The organism is Agaribacillus sp. DX54 (genome assembly GCF_056858335.1).
The window spans coordinates 43,715-65,416 of sequence record NZ_JBXEQE010000009.1; the positions used below are offsets into that span (position 1 = coordinate 43,715).

At 44.2% G+C, this 21,702-nt stretch carries 16 protein-coding genes; 3 read left to right on the forward strand and 13 right to left on the reverse strand.

Features of this window, described 5'->3' with window-relative positions:
- Positions 1-167 precede the first annotated feature (167 nt).
- On the forward strand, positions 168-3,563 hold the full coding sequence (locus AC04NP_RS12015) for a DUF7133 domain-containing protein (protein ID WP_482859996.1): 3,396 nt from the start codon (positions 168-170) through the stop codon (positions 3,561-3,563).
- Here AC04NP_RS12015 and AC04NP_RS12020 read toward each other — a convergent pair.
- Positions 3,547-4,197, reverse strand: coding sequence for a hypothetical protein (locus AC04NP_RS12020; protein ID WP_482859997.1), 651 nt, complete (start codon positions 4,195-4,197; stop codon positions 3,547-3,549). The two genes, AC04NP_RS12015 and AC04NP_RS12020, sit on opposite strands and share 17 nt — an antisense overlap.
- Positions 4,198-4,511: 314 nt before the next feature.
- Between AC04NP_RS12020 and glgX the strand changes: the two genes are divergently transcribed.
- A complete protein-coding gene (gene glgX / locus AC04NP_RS12025) occupies positions 4,512-6,695 on the forward strand; it encodes a glycogen debranching protein GlgX (RefSeq protein ID WP_482859998.1) in 2,184 nt (727 codons plus the stop codon).
- Positions 6,696-7,084: 389 nt separating this feature from the next.
- On the opposite strand, the gene AC04NP_RS12030 is transcribed toward glgX, so the two are convergent.
- Entirely contained in the window at positions 7,085-7,975 is an 891-nt protein-coding gene (locus AC04NP_RS12030) for a DUF72 domain-containing protein (RefSeq protein WP_482859999.1), read from the reverse strand.
- A gap of 191 nt (positions 7,976-8,166) precedes the next feature.
- Here AC04NP_RS12030 and AC04NP_RS12035 point away from each other — a divergent pair, with 191 nt between their 5' ends.
- Positions 8,167-9,447, forward strand: coding sequence for an FAD-dependent oxidoreductase (locus tag AC04NP_RS12035; protein WP_482860000.1), 1,281 nt, complete (start codon positions 8,167-8,169; stop codon positions 9,445-9,447).
- A 305-nt stretch (positions 9,448-9,752) separates the two neighbouring features.
- On the opposite strand, the gene AC04NP_RS12040 is transcribed toward AC04NP_RS12035, so the two are convergent.
- From AC04NP_RS12040 to AC04NP_RS12090, 11 genes are all read right to left on the reverse strand, one after another.
- On the reverse strand, positions 9,753-9,923 hold the full coding sequence (locus AC04NP_RS12040) for a hypothetical protein (RefSeq protein WP_482860001.1): 171 nt from the start codon (positions 9,921-9,923) through the stop codon (positions 9,753-9,755).
- A gap of 12 nt (positions 9,924-9,935) precedes the next feature.
- Positions 9,936-11,348: an MBL fold metallo-hydrolase gene (locus tag AC04NP_RS12045; protein ID WP_482860002.1), complete on the reverse strand. Its 1,413-nt coding sequence runs from the start codon at positions 11,346-11,348 to the stop codon at positions 9,936-9,938.
- 313 nt (positions 11,349-11,661) lie between these two features.
- Positions 11,662-12,075, reverse strand: coding sequence for a DUF6691 family protein (locus tag AC04NP_RS12050; protein ID WP_482860003.1), 414 nt, complete (start codon positions 12,073-12,075; stop codon positions 11,662-11,664).
- A 12-nt stretch (positions 12,076-12,087) separates the two neighbouring features.
- Positions 12,088-13,512, reverse strand: coding sequence for an OprD family outer membrane porin (locus AC04NP_RS12055; protein ID WP_482860004.1), 1,425 nt, complete (start codon positions 13,510-13,512; stop codon positions 12,088-12,090).
- Positions 13,513-13,514: 2 nt separating this feature from the next.
- Positions 13,515-14,081 (reverse strand): YeeE/YedE family protein, encoded by a 567-nt coding sequence (locus tag AC04NP_RS12060; RefSeq protein WP_482860005.1) that lies wholly within the window; start codon positions 14,079-14,081, stop codon positions 13,515-13,517.
- Positions 14,082-14,381: 300 nt separating this feature from the next.
- Positions 14,382-14,714 (reverse strand): rhodanese-like domain-containing protein, encoded by a 333-nt coding sequence (locus AC04NP_RS12065; protein ID WP_482860006.1) that lies wholly within the window; start codon positions 14,712-14,714, stop codon positions 14,382-14,384.
- Positions 14,715-14,865: 151 nt separating this feature from the next.
- The gene (locus AC04NP_RS12070) at positions 14,866-16,596 is read right to left on the reverse strand and encodes a SulP family inorganic anion transporter (RefSeq protein ID WP_482860007.1); all 1,731 of its coding nucleotides are present in this window, start codon (positions 16,594-16,596) and stop codon (positions 14,866-14,868) included.
- 108 nt (positions 16,597-16,704) lie between these two features.
- A complete protein-coding gene (locus AC04NP_RS12075; protein WP_482860008.1) occupies positions 16,705-17,847 on the reverse strand; it encodes a rhodanese-like domain-containing protein in 1,143 nt (380 codons plus the stop codon).
- A gap of 88 nt (positions 17,848-17,935) precedes the next feature.
- On the reverse strand, positions 17,936-19,681 hold the full coding sequence (locus AC04NP_RS12080) for a SulP family inorganic anion transporter (protein ID WP_482860009.1): 1,746 nt from the start codon (positions 19,679-19,681) through the stop codon (positions 17,936-17,938).
- Between the two features lie 178 nt (positions 19,682-19,859).
- The gene (locus tag AC04NP_RS12085) at positions 19,860-20,171 is read right to left on the reverse strand and encodes an ArsR/SmtB family transcription factor (protein WP_482860010.1); all 312 of its coding nucleotides are present in this window, start codon (positions 20,169-20,171) and stop codon (positions 19,860-19,862) included.
- Positions 20,172-20,739: 568 nt separating this feature from the next.
- On the reverse strand, positions 20,740-21,624 hold the full coding sequence (locus AC04NP_RS12090; RefSeq protein ID WP_482860011.1) for a hypothetical protein: 885 nt from the start codon (positions 21,622-21,624) through the stop codon (positions 20,740-20,742).
- Between the last annotated feature and the right edge of the window lie 78 nt (positions 21,625-21,702).

Sequence of the window (21,702 nt, forward strand, 5' to 3'; positions counted from 1 at the left end):
TTTAGCGGTCTGGTAATCAGCCCACTCAATTTACAATATATTCAATTCAAGCCGGAACAAAAAAAATTTTATTTCCTTTCTGCCGTCCTAATCAGAAGCATTTATGCAGACAAATTACTATATTTTAGGTTTGTAAGCATTTTTTCAGTTTAATCACGACAGTACCAATGAAATTCACCTGCCTTCCGCAAAGCACACTTTGCCTGTTATTAATTATGCTCCTTTTTTCCTGCGACCAACCTGTACCGGAAGAACCGCTCCTCATTGTCAGGGAGGATCCGGTTGAGGGCCTTGCCAAAGCCAAAGAAATACGTGAGAGCACCACAGCAATACTTGCCGATGGGTTAAAGTTAGATTTGTGGGCATCTGACTCACTGGCTCCTGATCCTGTCGCCATGTCAATTGATAACCATGGGCGCGTTTATCTCACCAGAACAAACCGGCAGAAAAATTCAGAATTCGACATACGAGGACATAAGGATTGGATGACGGCGTCAATTGGACTCCAAACGCCCGAAGACCGGCGGGCTTTCCTGCGCAAGACCTTTGCCACCGAACTCAGTGATCAAAATAACTGGCTGGAAGACCTGAACGGTGACAGTATTCACGACTGGCGTGACCTGGCGGTGGAGCAAGACGAAATATGGCGGCTGGAAGATCAATCAGGCAATGGGCTGGCCGACATTTCTACCAGAATATTCAGGGATTTTCATGAAGAGATCACCGATGTAGCCGGTGCTTTGCTGGTACGGGAAAATGATATATTTCTGGGAATTGGCCCCGATATGTGGCGCCTGCAGGATCGTGACGGCGATGGTATACCTGACCAAAAAACATCTATCAGCCATGGTTACGCCGTCCATATCGGTTTTAGCGGCCATGGTATGTCAGGAGCGATTGAAGGGCCGGATGGGAAAATTTACTGGGCAATAGGTGACATCGGGGCCCATATAGAAGCCCCCGACGGGAAGGTACACAAGTACCCGAATCAAGGGATCATCGTAAGAAGCAATCCGGATGGAAGCAATTTTGAAGTCTTTGCGGCGGGTTTACGTAACACGCACGAATTTGTCTTTGATGAATTCGGCAACCTGATCAGTTCAGACAATGATGGGGATCATCCCGGGGAAAGTGAAAGGTTGGTACACATTGTGGAAGGGTCCGATGCCGGGTGGAGGGCAAACTGGCAATATGGCAAATATACCGATCCCAAAAACAACAAATACAAAGTATGGATGGATGAGGCACTTTTCAAACCGCGATGGGAAGGGCAGGCGGCCTATATCATTCCTCCTATTGTCAATTATCACAACGGCCCCACTGGCATGGCATACAATCCCGGAACCGCTTTGGGAACTGAATGGAAAAATAAATTTTTCCTGGTGGAGTTTGTCGGGAGTCCTTCGCGATCCCATATCTGGTCTTTTGGTTTAAAGCCGAAAGGGGCCTCCTTTGAACTTGGAGAAGAAGTGGATGTGCTCAGCGGCATTTTACCAACCGGAATCCGGTTCGGGCCCGATGGTGCCTTGTACATAGCCGATTGGATCAACGGCTGGGGTACTAAAAATTACGGGAGGGTCTGGAAACTGGATGTTAGCGAGGATAAAGACGACCTGAAAGAGGAAAGAATGGAGACCAAACGACTCATGCAACTGGATTACGACAATCAATCTCCCGAGACCCTTTCAGGTTTACTCGCTTATCCTGACAGGCGAATCAGACAAAAATCTCAATTTGCACTCGCGAAAAAAGGAAATGAAGGCCTGGCCAAGCTGAAAGAAGCCACAGCGCAGGAAGATAACCAATTGGCCAGAATACATGGCATTTGGGGCATCGGTCAGGTAGCGGCAAAAAATAAGGCACATGCCGGTACGCTGGTAGCATTACTAAACGACAATGACGCCGAAATAGTAGCCCAGGCGGCAAAAATAATCGGGGACTTAAACTATGAGGAAGCCGGGGCCTCACTGCTTCCGCTACTTGCACACCAAAACCCAAGGGTGAGGTTTTACGCTGCCCAGGCGCTTGGGCGTATAGTCAGCAAGGATGCCGTAACCCCAATTCTGAATATGCTTGAGGAAAACAACGGAGAAGATTTGTATATCAGGCATGCCGGTGTACTGGCTTTGTCGCGCATCGGTGTCATAGAACCGGTGGTGGCGCTGGCAAATCACGCTCAAAAGGAGCTTAGAATAGTCGCTGTACTGGTGCTGCGTAGACTTGGCAGTGAAAAGGTGTCCCTTTTCCTGAAGGACAAAGACGAATACATTGTTACAGAAGCAGCAAGGGCCATCAACGATGATTGGTCAATTGAAGCCGCATTACCCGAACTGGCCGCTGTACTGGAAGACAGAAGATTTTCATCCGAACCCTTGCTGAGAAGGGCCATCAACGCCTGTTTGAGAGTCGGAGGGGAAAAGGAATTGGATTTGTTGATTTCCTTTGCTGCCCGGAATGACATAGCCAGCGAAATGAAGGCCGAAGCTTTGGCAACGCTGGGCACCTGGGCCAACCCTTCCGTACTGGACAGGGTGGACGGCCGTTACCGGGGAAAAATAGAAAGGAGTCCTGAGCCTGTAAAGTCAAAAATCCAGGATCACGTCGCTGCTTTTTTGCAGGACGAAGCGGCTGAGGTTTCCATCGCCACAGTTCAAATGTTAAGTCACCTGGAAATAAAGGCTTTTAATGCAAAAATGGCGGGGATGATGCAGAAACATCCTGATCCGACGGTAAGATCAGCTATACTGCTGGCTTTGCATCAGCTAACCTATGATAACATTGAAAGTATAATTAAGCTTGGCATGGAGGATGCCGAAGAGACCGTAAGGACCACTGCTTTGGGATTGCTGAATGAACTCGACATCGCTAAAGAGGCTTTACCAGCCATTGTACAACCGGTTTTTGATAAAGGAACCCTCAGAGAGCAACAAGAAACCTTGAGGGTATTGGGCAAAATGCCAATAGACAAAAGTGAAGGCATTCTGGATGGGTTGCTGGATCAAATGATTGATCAAAACCTTTCACAGGGCCTCGCCCTGGAACTGATTGAAGCGGTTGATGCTTCCGGTTCGGAAAAGCTGGTTGCCAAACTGTCAGAATTTCAAGCGGGCCATCCTGAAGAAGACTATTCCGAAACACTGTTTGGGGGAAACTGGCGAAGTGGCAGGAACTATTTCTTCCGCAATACTACCGGCCAATGTGCCAGATGTCATGCGTTAGAAGGATATGGTGGTGCTGTAGGGCCTCCTCTTGGAAACATAGGTAACATACTCAGCCGGGAACAACTGCTGCAGGCCCTGGTAAAGCCCAGTGCCAGGCTATCTCCCGGTTATGGCAACGTGTCCCTTACCCTCAAAGACGGGCAAACTGTGACCGGCATACTCAGCGAGGAAACAGAAAAAGAACTAATCCTGAAAACATCCGATGCCGAACCTCTGGAAATCTCGCTTTCCCGCATAGAAACCCGCAGGAATCTCCCTTCAGGGATGCCTGCTATGGGTACCCTGATGTCAAAAAGGGAAATCAGGGACATGGTGGAATTCCTGGCTAATTTGAAAGAGTAGCATCAGATCTCTTAAATAGCTTATGAAAAAAGTTGCCTGAAGGCGTTTTTGCCTGCTTTTCTATTCTTTCTTTGGCCTTCAGCTTCTTTTTGCGTTGCCTGATCCTTTGTCTTTTACGCTTATTTTGGGTGGCCCCTTTCACCAACACGCCCCTCGCAGAAAGACCTATCTGCCCGCGGTACCACGGCTCCCTGCCCACCAGATTAAAATTGGGTTTGTAATCAATGGAGAAATGATGCTTTAACAGCGTAAATTCCATTCCTAAAATAAGGTCAATGCCTAATGTTGCATGGCCATAGGTAGTTACGATTTCTTTCTCATGCCGATTCTTTCTTATACTTTCTTCAGAACCGAAGGAAATTCCAGCCCCTGTATAAAAGTTGAAACGTTGGGTAAGTATACCCCTGTGCATTTCTAACAGGGCATGAACGGTGCTGTTACGGTTAAAGTCGGTTTGCACAATTCCTTCAACTGTCATATGCTTCATGACCCGGTGCTGCATGCTGACCCCAACGGTCCTTTTAACCCGGTCATTTCCAAGCCGTAACCCCAGCGTGGTACCATAGCTCTGACCAATGGCCTGATAAACACCGGTCAAACAAAGACAAACCGCCAAATAAATGTTTTTTTTCATGATTATCCCGGGGACAGTTGCTTTGTAAAACGATTAACCGTCCCGGATAGTACCAACAATGAAAAATAAACAACCGTCCGGATTAACACTCATCTCGAGGAAACAGCTTGGGAAATCAGGATCGGGTTAAATTTTTGAGATATATGGCATACAGTTAGATCACTGCGTTATACATTTGTACAAAAAGGCCATTATTTTATAATAAATATGTCAAAAAGACTGGAAATTAATGATTACATAACATTTATTCCTTTGCAAACCTGCCTCGCGGTTTTATATTGGTTCGATTTTTTGAACCGGGAAAAACATAAGGAATGTTGCAAGTTAAGCCACAGGTACAACGTTCGGACTTAGAAGGAACGAATATTAAATCCGAAATGAAGAAAAACAACCTGATAGTATTGCCCGGGAAAAGTTATCCCTTGGGAGCCACTGTATATCCCGATGGGGTGAATTTCAGTATTTTTTCCAGGAATTGTGATAAGGTCGAATTATTGTTTTTTGATGATCCCGACGGTCGCCCCACACACATTATTGAGCTGGACCCAAAAGTCAACCAGACTTTTTACTACTGGCATGTCTTTGTGACCGGTATTAAGCCGGGGCAGTTGTATGGTTACAGGGTCCATGGCCCATACATACCTGAAAAAGGCCTTCGCTTTGACGGACAAAAACTCTTGCTCGACCCCTATGCAAAGGCTGTCATAGCCGGTAAACACTATGACTGTCAGGCAGCAAGGGGTCCGGGAAAAAACCTTCGGAAGGCTATGAAAAGTGCGGTAATCGACCCCTCTGAATATGATTGGGAGGGTGACCAGCCGCTCAATTATCCCTTCGCCAAATCGGTCATTTATGAGCTTCATGTGGGTGGTTTTACCAAACATCCTAATGCTGGTATCACACCGGGCAAAGAAGGCACCTTTGCAGGTCTCATAGAGAAAATTCCGTACCTGAAAGCTTTGGGAATCACGTCTGTGGAAATGATGCCGGTACAGCAGTTTGACCCACAGGATGTGTACAATCCTGCCCTCACCAATTATTGGGGATATAGCCCAATAGCCCTGTTTGCGCCGCATTGCTACTATGCCCACGCCAATGATCCGGTTGCCATTGTCAATGAATTCAGGGATTTGGTGAAAGCCTTACACAAAGCCGGCATAGAGGTCATCCTCGACGTGGTTTTCAATCACACGGCTGAAGGGGATGAAAATGGCCCGACGCTCTCTTTCAAAGGGTTGGAAAACCGGGCATACTACATGCTGCAGGAAGGGGATAAAAGTAAGTATGCAAATTTTAGCGGGACAGGTAATACGTTGAATGCCAATCATTCGATCATGCGGCGTATGATAATGGATTGCTTAAGATATTGGGTTTCCGAAATGCATGTCGATGGTTTCAGGTTTGATCTCGCCTCTGCACTTTCAAGATCGGAAGATGGTGAACCTCTGGCTAATCCACCCATTTTATGGTCCATTGAATCGGACCCTGTGTTGGCTTCTGCCAAGATTATTGCCGAAGCCTGGGACGCCAGCGGCCTGTACCAACTAGGGACTTTTGTTGGACATAAGTGGGCCGAATGGAATGGCCGGTATCGCGATGATGTACGGCGGTTTGTCAAAGGGGATTTACATGTATCCCAAAACCTTTCACAAAGATTATTAGGCAGCCCCGACCTGTTCAGACAAATAATCAGGGACCCCAACCGGAGTATCAACTTTGTTACCTGTCACGACGGATTTACCCTGAATGACGTGGTTTCTTATAATCACAAACATAATCTCAAAAATGGGGAAAAAAACCGCGACGGGCACGATTATAATTTTAGCTGGAATTGTGGTGCGGAGGGGCCCGGCAAAGATAAGGAAATTGAAAAGCTCAGAACCCGCCAGGTTAAAAACCTTCTGACCATTCTTATGTTTTCGCAGGGAACGCCTATGTTGCTAATGGGTGACGAAGTCAGAAGAACCCAGCATGGCAACAACAATGCTTATTGTCAGGACAACACCACCAGTTGGTTTGACTGGGATTTGGTCGAAAAGGAAAAGGAGTTACTCTCCTTTACCAGAAAACTTATCCACTTTAACCTGTCCCATAAGTTTTTTCAGGAGCATTACCACTGGAACGGACGCGAGGATCACCAGTCCTCCAGGGTATTCTGGCATGGCGTAAAGGCTTTTGAACCGGATTGGTCTGATCACTCTCATGCGCTTGCCTATACCCTGTTCAATCGTTATTATTCAGAGTGCCTGCACGTGATAATGAATGCGTACTGGGAGGCAATGGATTTTGAAATTCCATCTATCGACGGATTTGAAGGAAAAAAATGGTATAGGGTATTGGATACATCGTTAGCTTACCCTGATGACTTTCCGGATTTGGATGAAATGCAGGAAATCCGGCGGCCAAAGTATCGAGTCCAAGCAAGATCTGTGGTGGTATTAAAGCAAATCAGGGAGCACACAAAGAAAGCTACCGGTCTGAAGGGCAATAAGCGGTGAAATTGATAACTTTGGTAAGTTATCACGAACCGGCCAAAGCGTCAAACTAGCTGTAACTTACAGTTTCGGACAATTTTTGCAATGCCTGCCTTTTCTTTTATATTTCTTGCAACATTTTTTAAAGACACAAACATCAAATGACACCGGGCCATCCTTTGAGAACGGAGCGTCTGTCTCCTGCTTCATTTCAATGAGTAGTATTTCCGAATCCATATTAATTTAGACCAATTCTAAACAATACAAAAATGGAAATCAGGATGCTCTTGATCAATCCCCAGTACTAGCTATTTTACCATCGCTAGTTATAGTGATGGTTGTAGTTAGTTTTAATTGCTAAAGGCGTCAATACCTGTTAAAATGACTTTCCGGAATGCCACCTCAGCCTAACCTCAAAAACTCAACTGCCTGTTTTCCAAGGTGGTTGGAATTTTCAAATCCAACCCGAATTCGGTATTGAGCTTTCGAATGAAGTAGGCAGATAATAGCGGAGACTCTTTTTCAAGGTTTTGGTGTACAAAAAAATACAGTTGGTTCAGCCCTTCATCCCTCCATGTCTTTATCCTTGTAAGCCAATCATCGAGCCTGCTGTAATCGCTCTCATGATTTGCCCCTACATACCGGATAAACGCGCTGGGTGTTGTGAGCCGCATATGCAGCATATCTCTTCTTCCAGCCGTATCTACAATAATATTAGCCTTCTTATGGCGCTCCAATAATTGATAAAACCTTTCAGCTTCAACGGGATTATTGAACCACGTCTCGTTTCTCACCTCCACCGCCAATGGTATCTCCACCGGAAAATCAATCAGGAACCGCTCTAACCTGGCGAAGTCCTTCGGTTTGAAATTGTCATGCATTTGAAGAAAAGCCATGCCCAGTTTTTCTTCGAAGGCACTGACAGCATCACAATATTCTTCTACCAGCATTTGAGTGTCCAGCAATCGCTTAAAATGGCTGATCGTGTTGGTAATTTTTGGAAAAAACCTGAAACCTTCAGGTGTTTTGTTCTTCCATTTCTCCACCTGTACCCGGGTAGGCAGGTTGTAAAATGTAGCATTCAGCTCTATGCAATTGAACTGAGAAGAATAATAGGTCAATTCATCTTTAGTTCCCCTTGGATAAAAATTCTTCAAATCCTGCCGGTTCCACTTAGCACAACCAACGTATACTTCAAACGGATTTTTATCGTCACCTTTAGTCAAAACCTTCTTTGAATCAGGATGATCCGGTGGAAAGCTAAAGTCTATGTCCTGGGGATTATCTACACGGCCAAATTTCATGCTTTTTTTCAGCTAAATTACACATTTAAACTAAGTTTCCTTCATTTCAAAAAAGAAAAATGCTAAAAATTTTAGTCAGTAAACTGTCATAAATTATTGACGACGATCACGATTGGTACTGATACAAATCATGTGAAATCGACTTGATAATATTTAGGTTTGGTATAAAGCTGACTTTAAACTATAAAACTATGAGAAATACAAATGAGTTTACCAAACACCAGATTGTTATTATCGGTGGCGGCTCTGCTGGCATCACTACTGCAGCGCAATTGCTAAGAAAAAACAAGTCATTGGACATCGCAATCATCGAGCCTTCCGAAAAACATTATTATCAGCCGGCGTTTACCCTCGTAGGTGCAGGTACCTATAAGATGAAAAAAACTATCAGGGATGAAAGGGATTTCATTCCTCAGGGAGCTAAATGGATCAAATCCTCAGCCAAGGCGATAGACCCGGATAATCAGACTGTCACGATCAGTGACGGTACAGAGATTGTCTATGACTACCTGGTGGTAGCAGCCGGCATCCAGTATGACTGGGATGACATACCCGGGTTGAAAGAATCAATTGGTAAAAACGGAGTGACCTCCAACTATGACAGGCGGTTCACAGGGTATACCTGGGAATTGCTGCAGAATTTTAAAGGTGGAAATGTGCTTTTTACCCAGCCTTCAACCCCTATTAAATGTGGGGGCGCCCCCCAAAAAATTATGTACCTGGCTGAAGATTATTTCAGGAAAAAGGGGATCAGAGACAAGGCACACATTATTTTTGCTACCCCCGGGTCGGTGCTTTTTGGGGTAAAAAAGTTTGCCAAAACGCTCAACAGGATCGTTCAGGACCGGGATATTAAAGCTGTATATTTTCATAAACTGACTGAAATTCGCCCGGACCGTAAAGAGGCAGTTTTTGAAATTACTAACGAGGAGACCGGCTGTAAACTAATTGAACAAAAGGAAATCATACCGGGAATGGAGATACACGGTGAACAAAAAGTGGTAATACCGTATGAGATCCTTCACCTGGCACCACCTCAAAGTGCCCCTGACTTCATAAAAAACAGTCCCCTGGCAGTCCCGGGTAATCCACTGGGTTGGGTAGATGTCGATAAGCATACCCTGCAACACGTCAAATACCGGAATGTTTTTTCACTGGGCGATGTAAGCAGTACGCCCAACGCCAAAACCGCCGCGGCCGTACGCAAACAAGCGCCGGTGCTGGTACAAAACCTATTGTCGGTTATGCGGCAACAAACCTTGCAGGGCAACCCCGTGTACAATGGTTACGGCTCCTGCCCACTGGTCACTGCCTACGGAAAAATGGTACTGGCAGAATTTGATTACGAAAACAACCCTACTCCCACCTTTCCTTTTGATACCTCAAAAGAAAGATGGACCATGTGGATTTTGAAAAAATACCTGCTCCCCTGGTTCTATTGGAACAGAATGCTAAAAGGATATGGAGCGTGAGTGTGGGTGTGGGTGTGGGTGTGATGAATATGCCCCGGAAGGGGCAAAACATTGGTAGCAAAACGCCAACGTTAGCATCAATAAATTGAAAAGCTTGTGAACCCTAATCCGGATTCGGGGATGAACGTAATTTTTATTGGTACCAAAGATAAATCACAGCCCGTGGACAACAGGCCCGATATCGACATCTCATTTGTAACAACACCATAAACCAAGAGCAATCTGTCAACAGGGAAAACAAAAAGCCCTTCACATCTTATTTCGGTAATGTGTGAAGGGCTTGACATTTTAGCCTCAAAAAAATTTTATACCTGTTTAAGTCTTTTTTCCAGGCTATCGAGCCTTTTTTCGATTTCCAGGAGTTTATGGATAATGATAATATGTGTTTCTTTGGCATCGATGCCAACGACACTGTTATCACTGGCAATTATTTTTGTGATTTGCTCGTAAGCTTCCCTTGGAACCAATTCGTTCATTATCTTTCTCTTTTAAAGCATTGTAGTCGGTTCGTGGTATTCAGTTCTGGGAAGGTCGGTTTTAGAAAGCGCCTCGAATCCTCCCTGAATATCTACCAATTGATCGAATCCCCTGGCTCTCAGAATCGATGCAGTAATCATCGACCGGTATCCTCCGGCACAATGAAGGAAGTATTTCTTTTCATTGTCCAACTTCGCCATGTTCTTATTGATAAAATCCAATGGGAAATTACCAATGCCTTCTATGTGCTCGGAATCATATTCACTGTTCCTTCTCACATCCAGCACACTGATCTTCTTGTCACTTTTGTACAATTCAGCAAAATCCGCTGCCGATAGCTGTTCGATAGTATCTACATCCCTGCCGGCTTTTTTCCACGCATCAAAACCCCCTTTGAGATAGCCGAGGGTATTATCGTAGCCTACACGAGCCAATCTTGTGACTACCTCTTCCTCTTTTCCTTCGTCGGCCAAAAACAGAATCGGTTGTTTCAAATCAATAATCAGTGCACCTACCCAAGGAGCAAAATTGTCATCAATACCTATGAAAATTGATCCCGGTATAAAACCCTTAGAAAATTCCTCTTTGCTCCTGGTGTCAAGAATCAGCGCATTGTTCCTGTTCGCCATATCTTCAAAGTCTTCCACACGCAAAGCCACGACACCTTGTTCCAATATTTCATCCAGGCTCTCATAACCCATCTTGTTTAACACCGCATTTTTAGGGAAATACTGGGGTGGTTCCACCAATCCCTCGGTAACTTCTTTAACAAATTCCTCCTGACTCATATCTTCCCTTAGTGCATAATTGTATTTTTTCTGATTCCCTAATGTATCAGTGGTCTCTTTACTCATCATTTTTCCACAAGCCGAACCGGCACCATGGCCGGGGTAGACGATGACCTCATCTTCCAACAGCATGATTTTGTTCCTCAGAGAGTTATAAAGATGAACGGCCAGATCTTCACGAGACAAGTCTGTCTTAACTGCCAGATCGGGTCTGCCAACATCACCGATAAACAGCGTGTCGCCGGTAAAGATCGCATGGTTATGACCTTTTTCATCAATTAACAGAAATGTGGAAGACTCCATAGTATGTCCCGGCGTATGCAAAACTTTAATTTTCGCTTTTCCCAACGCCAGTATTTCCCCGTCTTTGGCAATATGGGCCTCAAAATTCGGCTGGGCGGTAGGGCCGTAAACAATCTTTGCGCCGGTCTTTTTCGCTAAATCCAGGTGTCCGGAAACAAAATCGGCGTGGAAGTGTGTCTCCAGCACATATTTGATCTTCGCACCGTCTTCTTCTGCTCTTTCTATGTAAGGTTGTGTTTCCCTTAAGGGATCGATAATGGCAGCTTCGCCGTCAGATTCAATGTAATAAGCAGCCTCTGCCAGACATCCCGTATAAATTTGTTCTACTTTCATGGCTATATCCTTTTTATTAAATTTTTGAATCAAATATAATTGTTATCTCCTTCAGGTTTGGTAACAATTGTTACTTAAAACGATGCTCCGGGTCAGTGGATGCAATGCTGTATTTCCCCTTCTGCAAGATAGCTGATAATCGCCACTTGGAGTACGTTTAATTGACTTTTCAAGGTACATAAAGATTTCGGTAATTACAGCACCACTTAAGTACAAACCCTCCGTGTCTTTGTGCCTTAGTGGTGAAAAACAACAAACCACCACAAAAACACAAACTTTCCCATAAAAAATGGGCCGTATCCTCAAAAACCGATCAGTGCGGCAGCTTTTTTCTTATCAAGCCGTATACCAGTGTACCTATCACCGCACTGGCAATAACCACCAGGAAAACCCCCACGCCATAGCCAACCAGGATAAACATAGGCCCGGGGCAGGCACCGGTCATAGCCCAGCCAAGGCCGAATATAGTGCCACCGATCAGATATCTGGGTATACTTTTGTTTTTAGGGGTAAATTTGATTTCAGTCCCTTCTATGGATCTCATTTTAGTTTTTTTAATAATTTGTTTGGCCATTATGCCTGAAACCACGGCAGATCCGATAACACCGTACATATGAAAAGACTGGAATTTGAACATTTCGTAGATACGGTACCAGGAAATAATCTCGGCTTTACTTAGTACAATGCCAAAAAAAGTACCCAATATTAAAAATTTAATGTATTTCATTTTTCAATCATATTAAAAGTTTAAAGTAGCCATGATGTTAACATGGCTAAGATTAGTCTTATTAAAAACATAGTCGGGGTTTTCAATAGACTTATCAAAACTTGTATCCAGTACATACAAAGCCCTGACATCCAAACCCGCCAACCAGCCCTTTAACGCATAATTGAGGTCGATATTCAATTGGTTGTAACTCATAAACCCATATTTGTTTAATTCAAAATCCCTCATGTCATTGCTATTGGTCCTGCCCACATAAACCCCTACGTTCAGACTGCTATCATCCAGTGGGAAGTAGTTAAATTTCATCATAAAAGTCTGAAAATCTCCTAACCCTTCGACCCGGTGCCTCGATATATACGTGTACAACCGCGCCGTTCCAAGTTCCCGTGGAAACAAGAACCTACCGGTATTCAATCCTTGTGTATAATTGAATGACGTGCTCCACTTACTTTTTTTAATCCCGGCTTTCAGTGAAAACAGGTTGGTGGTATGCCCGGATGGAAAGTAAGTCCTTGCCGGATCGGGGTTGCCACCGGCGTTTATCTGGTCTTCCCGCAAATACTGAAAGCCTAATTCATACTGGCCGATGTGATAGTCTGTCTGAAAAAAACCGGCATTAAGAATGTTTTCGATATAATAATCCCAGATCTGAATTTCCAGACGATCATTGAAGTTATAATCTATCCCCAGAATCCCCAGGCCATTGGTGGTAATGTTTCCCGCGTAACCTGACTTGGTTCCATCGGGGTTGCAACCTTTGCCATATAAACCAATGGCAGCTTCCAGATCATACCAGGCTGTGGTGGATCTGGGTGAAGATTTTGTGAACCATCCGGCACTGACAGATACATTCTTCCATTCGTTTATTTCCGCCCAGACCCCGCTCAACACGGTAGGTTTCAGCCTGGTGTCCTGCTTATTGACCAGAGGTGTGTTGATACCCATTTTCCCTAACTTAATCCACGATTTTTTATACCGGTACTTTAAAAAAAGTTCTTCCAGCCGATCCATATCGTCTTTGTTTGACGGGTCGGTGATGTCGAAAAGTTGAGCTTCCCACCGGCTGCCTTTTCCAACCACCGGGTCTGCTTCGGTAAGGTCGGAAGATCCGGTATTGAACACAAAGAGACCACCCAAGCCTATCTGAAATCCTTTAAACTCGGAAGTATGGTAATAAAGCCTTCCACCGGTGCCATTTGCCCAATAGTCCTTCAAATCACGTTGATTGATTGTTGCCATAAAACTGTTGCGTATCAAACCGCCAAAGTGGCCTTTTACAAACCAATCCTTTAAGTTATTGACAGTTTGCTCACCATTTTGATCAGATTTTTCACTTTTTCTCATGGCGGTGGATTCACCGTGCCCGACACTGTCTATTACCTGCGTATAACCCTTCAATACTAACAGTAACAGTCCTGTGACGATGGCTATTTTCATTTTTACAATGGCAAAATCCAGGGCAAAATCAGGTGAGTCATGATTAAGCCGCCAATAAAGAACCCCACCACTGCGATCAGGGAAGGCATTTGAAGCTCACTCAAACCAGTTATCGCATGACCCGAAGTACAACCCCCGGCGTACCTTGAGCCAAATCCAACAAGAAACCCACCGCCGACAAGCATCAGCATACCTTGAACCGAAAACAGGTTTTCCCAGCTAAACAAATCTCCCGGTATGTACGCCTTTCCCGGTTCCTCTATGCCCAATGACCTAAGTTCATTGACAACGCCTTCAGAAATTTGAACTCCCTGGTCAATCGTCAAAAATGTGTGGGCAATAAAACCTCCTATCACAGCGCCCGCTAAAAAGGTCAGGTTCCATATTTGTCCATGCCAATCAAAATCAAAGAAGTCCGATAATTTTCCGGCTCCTCCAATGCTACAAATGGTGCGCAAGTTGGAAGATATCCCGAAGCTTTTGCCAAAATACCAGAACAAAAACATCACCAGGGCAATCAACGGTCCAGCCACGTACCATGGCCACGGTTGGCTTATAAACTCTATCATTTCAATTTTATCTAATAATCTAACTTAAATCAGTAGGTCAAAACAGGATGAAGAAATTTGCTTCTTATCTCGAAGTTATGGTGCTGAAATTCCTACATTCGACCGCTTCTCCATGATCTTCAAAATGCGCCCCGGTCAGACAATATTACTTCTCTTAAAGTGTATCGTTCAGCGCCAGCCTTTTCTGCTGTCTTTTACCCGATCATATTGCCTATTCCCTGTAAAGTGGAAAAATTCGTTGGTATCGATACCTTCGTTATCTCAATCCTGTTTTAATCAAAATTGTTCCTCACTTAATCACTAAGATGCTTTCACTTCACTACGGCTGACCAGTTCACCATCCCAACCCAAAGTGCCCTCTTCCAAATTATAAAGATTTTTGAATCCCATATCCTGCATCATCCGGCATGCGACACTGCTGCGATTACCACTACGACAATAGATGTAGTAAGACCTGGTTTTATCCAACCTCCTGACTGACGCTTCAAAATCACTAGCCATCATGTCGAGGCACCTTGCTCCCCGAATGATACCATCGCGGCATTCACGCTCCGTTCTGACATCCAGAATCGCCGCTTTGGGATCCTGGCTCACCTTTTGTTTGAATTCCTGATTACTTATATTCTTATACATAATTTTTTTTATTGCTTGAATATCCTTTAAAAGTACCCTGGTACATGATCTTTTTGCGTAACAATTGTTACATAAGCTATCCGGCTAAAAACCTCAAAGAGGGACAAAATGAATGTAAAATCTTGGTTTTCAGGAAAAAAGGCAGTCGAATTCAGGCAAGATTGGTTTGTGTAGCATGTGTGGAAGGATACACCTGCTGCTGGTTGCCAAGGGCGTCAAAATGTGTTACAGCTTCATCCACATACAAAAAGAAGTGGTCTTTTCCTATGTGTTCCATCAGGCCACATCGATGCATAATATCCCGCACTGGTCCTTTAACGCCTGACAGATAAAAATCCATACCGCCAGATCTGAGTTCATCGACTATTTCACCTAAAACATGGGCAGCACTCGAATCAAGGCTGTTAATGGCATCTGCATTTAATATGATAAGCTTAAGGTTTTCCTTCGAATTAACAAATTCCCACAGTTTATCCTTGAGATTTCCGGTGTTTGCAAAAAACAATTGAGCGTCGAATCTGATAACCAGTATATCTTCCCGTACCTCGGCCTGTGAAAACCTGTTAATATTTCTGTAGACCGGGGTACCAGGCATCTTGCCCAGAATGGCCATGTGTGGGTAGGCGCTCCTGTAAATGACCATGGCCAGTGAGAGAATCACTCCCACGCCTATCCCCTGCTCAATGCCAAGCGTGAGGGTAGCTAAAAACGTGACTATCAACATCAGAAAATCTCTCCTGTCTGTTTTCCAAAGGTATTTGGCCTCTTTAAAGTCGATCAACCCAAACACTGCCACCATAATTACGGAAGCCAGTATCGCTTTTGGCAGATAATAAAAAAGCGGGGTCAGAAATAAGAGTGTTAACAGGATTAAAAGTGCGCTAATGATGGATGCCATGCCGGTTCTGGCCCCCGCCTGGTCGTTTACGGCCGTTCTGGAGAAGCCCCCGGTAGTAGGAAAAGCGCTAAAGAAAGCTCCTCCGATATTGGCCAAACCTAATGCTATTAATTCCTGATTGGGATCAACAGTATAGTCTTTGTGCTTAGCCTGAATAGCCTTAGCAACAGCGACAGACTCCATAAATCCAACCAGGGCTATGGTCAAAGCAACGGGTAACAGGCTTTCCAAGTGGATCATATCCAATGCCGGTATGGCAAAGGCAGGTAGGCCTTCGGGAACCTCACGGACTATTTTCATACCATTTTCATCCAGACCAAGCAATGATACCAATAGTATTCCTAAAATTACGGCAACTAACGGGCCTGGTATTGATTGGTCTATCCTTCTCGTCAATAAAATGATAAAAATACCGCAGGTACCCAGCAACAATGTGGGTAGATGAATTTGATCAAAACCACGAAATGCGTTGATGACGATTTCATGAACAAAGTTGCTTCTGGGAATATGAAACCCAAGCAAGTGCTTTAGCTGACTCAATCCAATAATCAGCGCAGCCGCTGAGGTGAATCCACTTATGACCGGGTGTGAAAGAAAATTCACCAAAAACCCCAGCCGGAAAAGTCCGAGCAGGAATTGTAATGCACCCACCATCAATGCCAGAGAAATGGCCAGGAGGATAAATTCATCAGTACCCTGAGCCGTCAAATGGCCTACACCTGTTGCAATCAACAAAGCAACCATAGCGACCGGCCCAACCGCCAATTGCCTGGAGGTGCCAAAAATGGCATAAAATACCAGGGGAACGGTGGAAGCATATAATCCATAAATGGGAGGCAGCCCGGCCAGCATGGCATAAGCCATTCCCTGAGGAATGAGCATTACCCCGACAGTTAAACCCGCTGAAAGGTCTCCCCTCAGATCCCTGTTGTTGTAATGCGGCAACCAGCCCAGAATAGGAATATATCTCTTAATGCCAGTCATTTAATTTAAATTTATCACATTTTAAAGAAGTATGATACAAATTTATGAGAAGATGTGACTGGCCAACGTAACAATTGTTACGCTGTCAACGAGGGCCGGTTCACAAGGTCAGCTTGAGGATGACGGACATACATATTCAGTTTTAGGCACATCGGTTTCTGCTATAGCCTTAAACCCACCGGCTATATCCACTAATTGGTCATAGCCCCTGGACTTTAGGATTGATGCATAGATCATGGAGCGATAACCACCTGCACAATAAAGGTAATACGCTTTATGCCGGTCAAGTTGATTGAAGTGATCGTCGATAGAGTCCAAAGGTAAATTCAGGGCATCTTCGACATGTTCTGCCTCATACTCAGTGGGCTTTCTGACATCCAGCACAGGCATCTTGTGTTTTTTATAGTGCACGGCAAATTCACCGGCAGAGACAGACATCACTGTATCAAACGCATTCCCTGCTTTCCGCCAGGCATGGATACCACCCTTCAGGTAGCCCAGGGTGTTATCATATCCAACTCTTGAAAGCTGGACTATTACCTCCTCTTCTCTCCCGGGTTCAGCTATGAAAATAACAGGCTGTTGTAAATCCGGAATCAAAGCCCCCACCCATGGCGCGAAACTGCCATCCAAGCCTATGAAAATGGCATTAGGGATATGTGCTGCTGCAAACTCCCGGGGGGTTCTGGTATCCAGCACCAGGGCGCCTTCATGATCTGCCAAAGCCATGAATGTCGCTGTATCGAGGGGTATGTTGCCTTTTTTCAGAATATCATCCAAGCTTTTTGCACCTCCTTTGTTCATGGCCACATTCATGGCAAAATACTGTGGTGGCGGCAATAATCCTTCTGTCACCTCTCTGATAAACGCTTCCCTGGTCATACCTGATCTGAGTGCATAATTGGTTTTCTTCTGATTTCCCAACAGGTCTGTGGTTTCATTGCTCATGTTCTTTCCACAGGCAGAACCTGCACCATGGGCAGGGTACACAATCACATGGTCAGGTAAAGTCATGATTTTACTGCGCAGGCTGTTATATAACATACCTGCCAGGGCATTCTTGGTGAGTGTTCCCCTCTGAGCCAGGTCAGGCCGGCCTACATCTCCTATAAAAAGTGTGTCACCGCTAAAAATGGCATGTTCCTTTCCTAGCTCATCAAACAGCAGGTAGGTGGTACTTTCCAGGGTGAGGCCCGGGGTGTGAAGGGCTGAAAATGTACGGTTATTTAGCCCGGTTATTCGGACAATCATTCCCGGGCTAGTTATAGTATGGCGTCATACTATGACTTCTCTGATGTTAGAACATTATTTCCCATTTAATTAAACCATTCTTTAAATCTCAGGCTGAATACTTGTATTCCGAACCAGCCCGCGGGCATTCACGAAATATTTGAAAAGGGCATTTTTCACAGATATGCTGATCAAGCTGCGAATAAATCTTTGCAATGGCCTCTTCTTTATTGACAAAAAACCTGTCTTCACCGATTTCATCCCAATATCCACCTTTCTTTAAAAACGTTCTTGCCCGCAGCTTTAATCCGGATAAGTATATTTTTTTCCCTCTTTCATCCCATTTTCTAACAATAGTGGTCAGGAACTCCGCTCCTGAAGTATCGATCAGGTTAATATTGTTACCCACTATCAGTAAATTCTTTTCCGAGCTATCCAATAAAACATCCAGTTTCTCCCCTACATGCTCGACCGCGCCAAAAAACAAAGACCCTTCAATACGATATACCATCAATTGCGGACAGATGTCCAAATCATATTTAACGGCATTTTTGAACATCCGCTTTGAATCTTTAGGGTCAGGGGCCAGCTTTACCATCCGGGGCGTGGAGGTCTTTCGCAGGTAAAACACCAAAGAGAAAAAAACGCCCAGGTATATGGCATATTCCAACTCCAGAAACAGGGTGGCCCCAAATGTAATGACCATTACCAATGATTCACGCCTGCTTGTTTTTAAAATTTTTTTAATATGATGAAAATCAATGAGATTATAAGCGACCAGCACAATAATACCTGCCATTGCCGGCATAGGCAAAAACACAGTCAGGTGCCCGATGAATACAATCAGGAACATCAATAAAACAGCCGCAAAAACGGCTGACATAGGTGTCACCGCCCCTGCCGAATGGTTAACTCCCGACCGGGTAAAAGAGCCTGAACCGGCATAACAAGAAAAAAAACTACCTGCAATATTGGATAAGCCCTGCCCGATAAATTCCTGATTAGCATCGATGCGTTGTCCCGTTTTGGTAGCAATAGCCCTGGCAATGGCCACTGCCTCAATGAGGCCCAACAAAGCGATGGCAAAAGCGTTGGGTGTCAGGTTTTGAAGCAGTTTTACCTCGAAATTTGGTAAAGAAAAAGGGGGAAGTCCTTTAGGAAGCTCTCCTATTACGGCTACTCCATTGCCGGGCCCAGCCATGTAGAATGACAAAATACTACCAATAATCATGGCAATAAGCATATGAGGTACCAGCGGGTGCAACCGTCTGACTAAAATAGCCGATGCAAGGGTAACTACTGCAATCGCAAGGGCATAGAAATTTGTCTGGTTAAGACTTTGCAAAATCAGGGTCCAGGCTTCTGGGAAGGAGCTACTTCTCTCCAGGTCTAATCCCAGAAAGTGTTTGACCTGGCTTGTGGCTATAAGAATTGCTGCTCCTGCGGTAAAACCAATAACCACACTATGCGAAATGAAATTGACCACTGCCCCCATTTTTGCCAATCCCAACACCAGTTGAATAACTCCCGTAACCAGGGTGATGGTGATGGCAATCATGATAAAGTCGGGTGTGGCAGGCGCCGCATACTGACTTACTGTTGAGTATACAACCAGGGAAATGGGCGTAGTCGGGCCGCTGATCAGGTGCCGGCTTGAACCGAATAAGGCCGCCACAATTGGCAATATCATGGCCGTGTATAAGCCATTGATGGGCGGCATACCGGCAATCATGGCAAAGGCAACACCCTGTGGTAAAACGATAACTGCTCCTGTCAACCCGGCAAGGAAATCCGCTCTTAGTGATTGGGCATTTATTGCTCCTGTCCATAAAAGGAATGGGAAAAACTTGTGCATTTATCAGATGTAATCTTTGATGTAGACTTTTTCTTTGATGTAAAATGTTTCTTGAAGAGGTTTTAACATTGGGTCAGGCACAAGGCGATCAAGCCGGCGAAAATATTTACGACATGGTAATTTTGGATGTTTTTAAGAAGATAGTGAGCCAATATTGCCCATTAATCGAATACCATGTTCATAGATTAATACTTTCACAGGACTCCATACATTGGATAACCCCTGTAACCTCTTTCATCTTCAAAAAATAAAAAATATTCCGTCCTTCCCTTCTGCTGGCCAGAATACCTTTCAGCTTCATATTAGAAAGATGATGTGAGGTAAGGGACTGCTCCAGACCTAATTTAATGCAAATCTCTCCTACCGGGAGTTCCTCTCCGTTCTTAAGCATATCGATGATAGCTATCCGGGCAGGATGGGCAATTGTTTTTAAAATAAAAGCCACTGCCTCTAATTTTTCAGCGCTTATTTTACGTACTTTTGTTACCATAGCAACTAAAATACAAAAAAATATGAATTATTTTTCATATATTCCTTATAAATCAGAATGGATCTGATTCAATTCACGTTTTTTCTGTAGATATACGGATATAGGTATCAAACGACGTCTCCGTCCTGTGGTAGTTGCTAAACTCAAAGTTTTTTGACCAATACCTTGGTGTCTTTGTGCCTCCGTGGTAGAAAAATGGTGAACCACAAATACACCAAGAACTTTGACAAAAACTTACCTGGCGCAAGTGTCTCGTGGGCGTGGCACAACTTATTAATATGCCTGTATCTTTATTGTATTAGCGAAAACCTTTGTGTCTCTTTGTGTCTTCGTGCCTCCGTGGTAAAAAATGGTGAACCATAAAGACACAAAGAATTTTCCCGAAAACGTTATGCAAAACCTACGGACGCTGCCGTCAGGTTAAGAATTAAGTCATACGAAAGCAAGAAATTTAATTTGTTAGGGTAGGTAAAATCAATTTTTGTATGCAATCAGATAGCGGAAATTATCATACTGCAAATTGGTGACTACAGATGAAAGAAGGATACCCGGTGGAGAAAACTCCAAGTTAATTCACCACTTCAATCTTTACCTCGGAAGTAATCTCACCTTTTCCGGCTTTATCCCAGACCCTGGACTTCCATGTGTAAATCTCGCCTTTTTTCAAAGGATCACCAACTGCAAGTAATAGATGCAGTTTTTCGGCTGCGGCAGGCTCAACACCGGTTTGATCGTAGTCGGCAAATAAATCAGAATATTCCAGAACAGTGTTGCCCTGAGAGTCGCTCACGATCATTGAACCGCCAACGAAAACCTTACCTTCCTTTTTTGTAAAGCCTTTAAGGTCATAGAAATTCAGCTTGATTCTTTCCAAATAACTCACCTTGTTGCTCTGTATTGCCCCATTCTGGTTGGTCATAAATACACTACGGGCTTTCAGGCCCCTGGCGTTTACGTCGATCCCAACTTTGTCACTGGTTTCAATCACTTTAAACTTAAGTTCGGTTCTCACTTCACCATGACCAACTTTGTCCCACACTTTTACTATCCAGTTATAAGAAGCCCCAAGTCTCATCGGTGTACCTACTACAAGGGTAAGGTATAAATTACCAGCGGTATTCCGTTCAAGACCGTCGTCACCTGGAAACAGATCAGTCTCATTCAATAGAGCTTTCCCATATTTATCAATGACCTGCATAGAGCAGCCAATGAATACTTTATCATCTTTTATAGCGTACCCCCTGATCCCATCCAGATTAAGCTTGACTTTGGTTTGAAATTGAAATTGATTGGAACTAAACCGTTGTCCGTAGGATGACAGATAGGCGTCATTGAGTGAAAGCCCGTTAGATTCAATAATCAGATCGCCGTTGGAGTTTTTTGCAAAGCCAGTGGAAAAAATCAGATGAATGGTCAAAAGCTGTAAAAAGTAAATGCAATAACGCTTTTTCATTTCAGTATTTACTTTTAATAATTCTGGTAAATAATGTTAAGGTATTCATATACATGTCGATTCGCCAATGCTTGTCTG

What these genes read in the sequence shown, in the direction of transcription:
- AC04NP_RS12015 (WP_482859996.1), top strand. Translation starts at nt 168, where the DNA reads ATGAAATTCACCTGCCTTCCGCAAAGCACACTTTGCCTGTTATTAATT.
- AC04NP_RS12020 (WP_482859997.1), bottom strand. Translation starts at nt 4,197, where the DNA reads ATGAAAAAAAACATTTATTTGGCGGTTTGTCTTTGTTTGACCGGTGTT.
- glgX (WP_482859998.1), top strand. Translation starts at nt 4,512, where the DNA reads ATGTTGCAAGTTAAGCCACAGGTACAACGTTCGGACTTAGAAGGAACG.
- AC04NP_RS12030 (WP_482859999.1), bottom strand. Translation starts at nt 7,975, where the DNA reads ATGAAATTTGGCCGTGTAGATAATCCCCAGGACATAGACTTTAGCTTT.
- AC04NP_RS12035 (WP_482860000.1), top strand. Translation starts at nt 8,167, where the DNA reads ATGAGAAATACAAATGAGTTTACCAAACACCAGATTGTTATTATCGGT.
- AC04NP_RS12040 (WP_482860001.1), bottom strand. Translation starts at nt 9,923, where the DNA reads ATGAACGAATTGGTTCCAAGGGAAGCTTACGAGCAAATCACAAAAATA.
- AC04NP_RS12045 (WP_482860002.1), bottom strand. Translation starts at nt 11,348, where the DNA reads ATGAAAGTAGAACAAATTTATACGGGATGTCTGGCAGAGGCTGCTTAT.
- AC04NP_RS12050 (WP_482860003.1), bottom strand. Translation starts at nt 12,075, where the DNA reads ATGAAATACATTAAATTTTTAATATTGGGTACTTTTTTTGGCATTGTA.
- AC04NP_RS12055 (WP_482860004.1), bottom strand. Translation starts at nt 13,512, where the DNA reads ATGAAAATAGCCATCGTCACAGGACTGTTACTGTTAGTATTGAAGGGT.
- AC04NP_RS12060 (WP_482860005.1), bottom strand. Translation starts at nt 14,081, where the DNA reads ATGATAGAGTTTATAAGCCAACCGTGGCCATGGTACGTGGCTGGACCG.
- AC04NP_RS12065 (WP_482860006.1), bottom strand. Translation starts at nt 14,714, where the DNA reads ATGTATAAGAATATAAGTAATCAGGAATTCAAACAAAAGGTGAGCCAG.
- AC04NP_RS12070 (WP_482860007.1), bottom strand. Translation starts at nt 16,596, where the DNA reads ATGACTGGCATTAAGAGATATATTCCTATTCTGGGCTGGTTGCCGCAT.
- AC04NP_RS12075 (WP_482860008.1), bottom strand. Translation starts at nt 17,847, where the DNA reads ATGATTGTCCGAATAACCGGGCTAAATAACCGTACATTTTCAGCCCTT.
- AC04NP_RS12080 (WP_482860009.1), bottom strand. Translation starts at nt 19,681, where the DNA reads ATGCACAAGTTTTTCCCATTCCTTTTATGGACAGGAGCAATAAATGCC.
- AC04NP_RS12085 (WP_482860010.1), bottom strand. Translation starts at nt 20,171, where the DNA reads ATGGTAACAAAAGTACGTAAAATAAGCGCTGAAAAATTAGAGGCAGTG.
- AC04NP_RS12090 (WP_482860011.1), bottom strand. Translation starts at nt 21,624, where the DNA reads ATGAAAAAGCGTTATTGCATTTACTTTTTACAGCTTTTGACCATTCAT.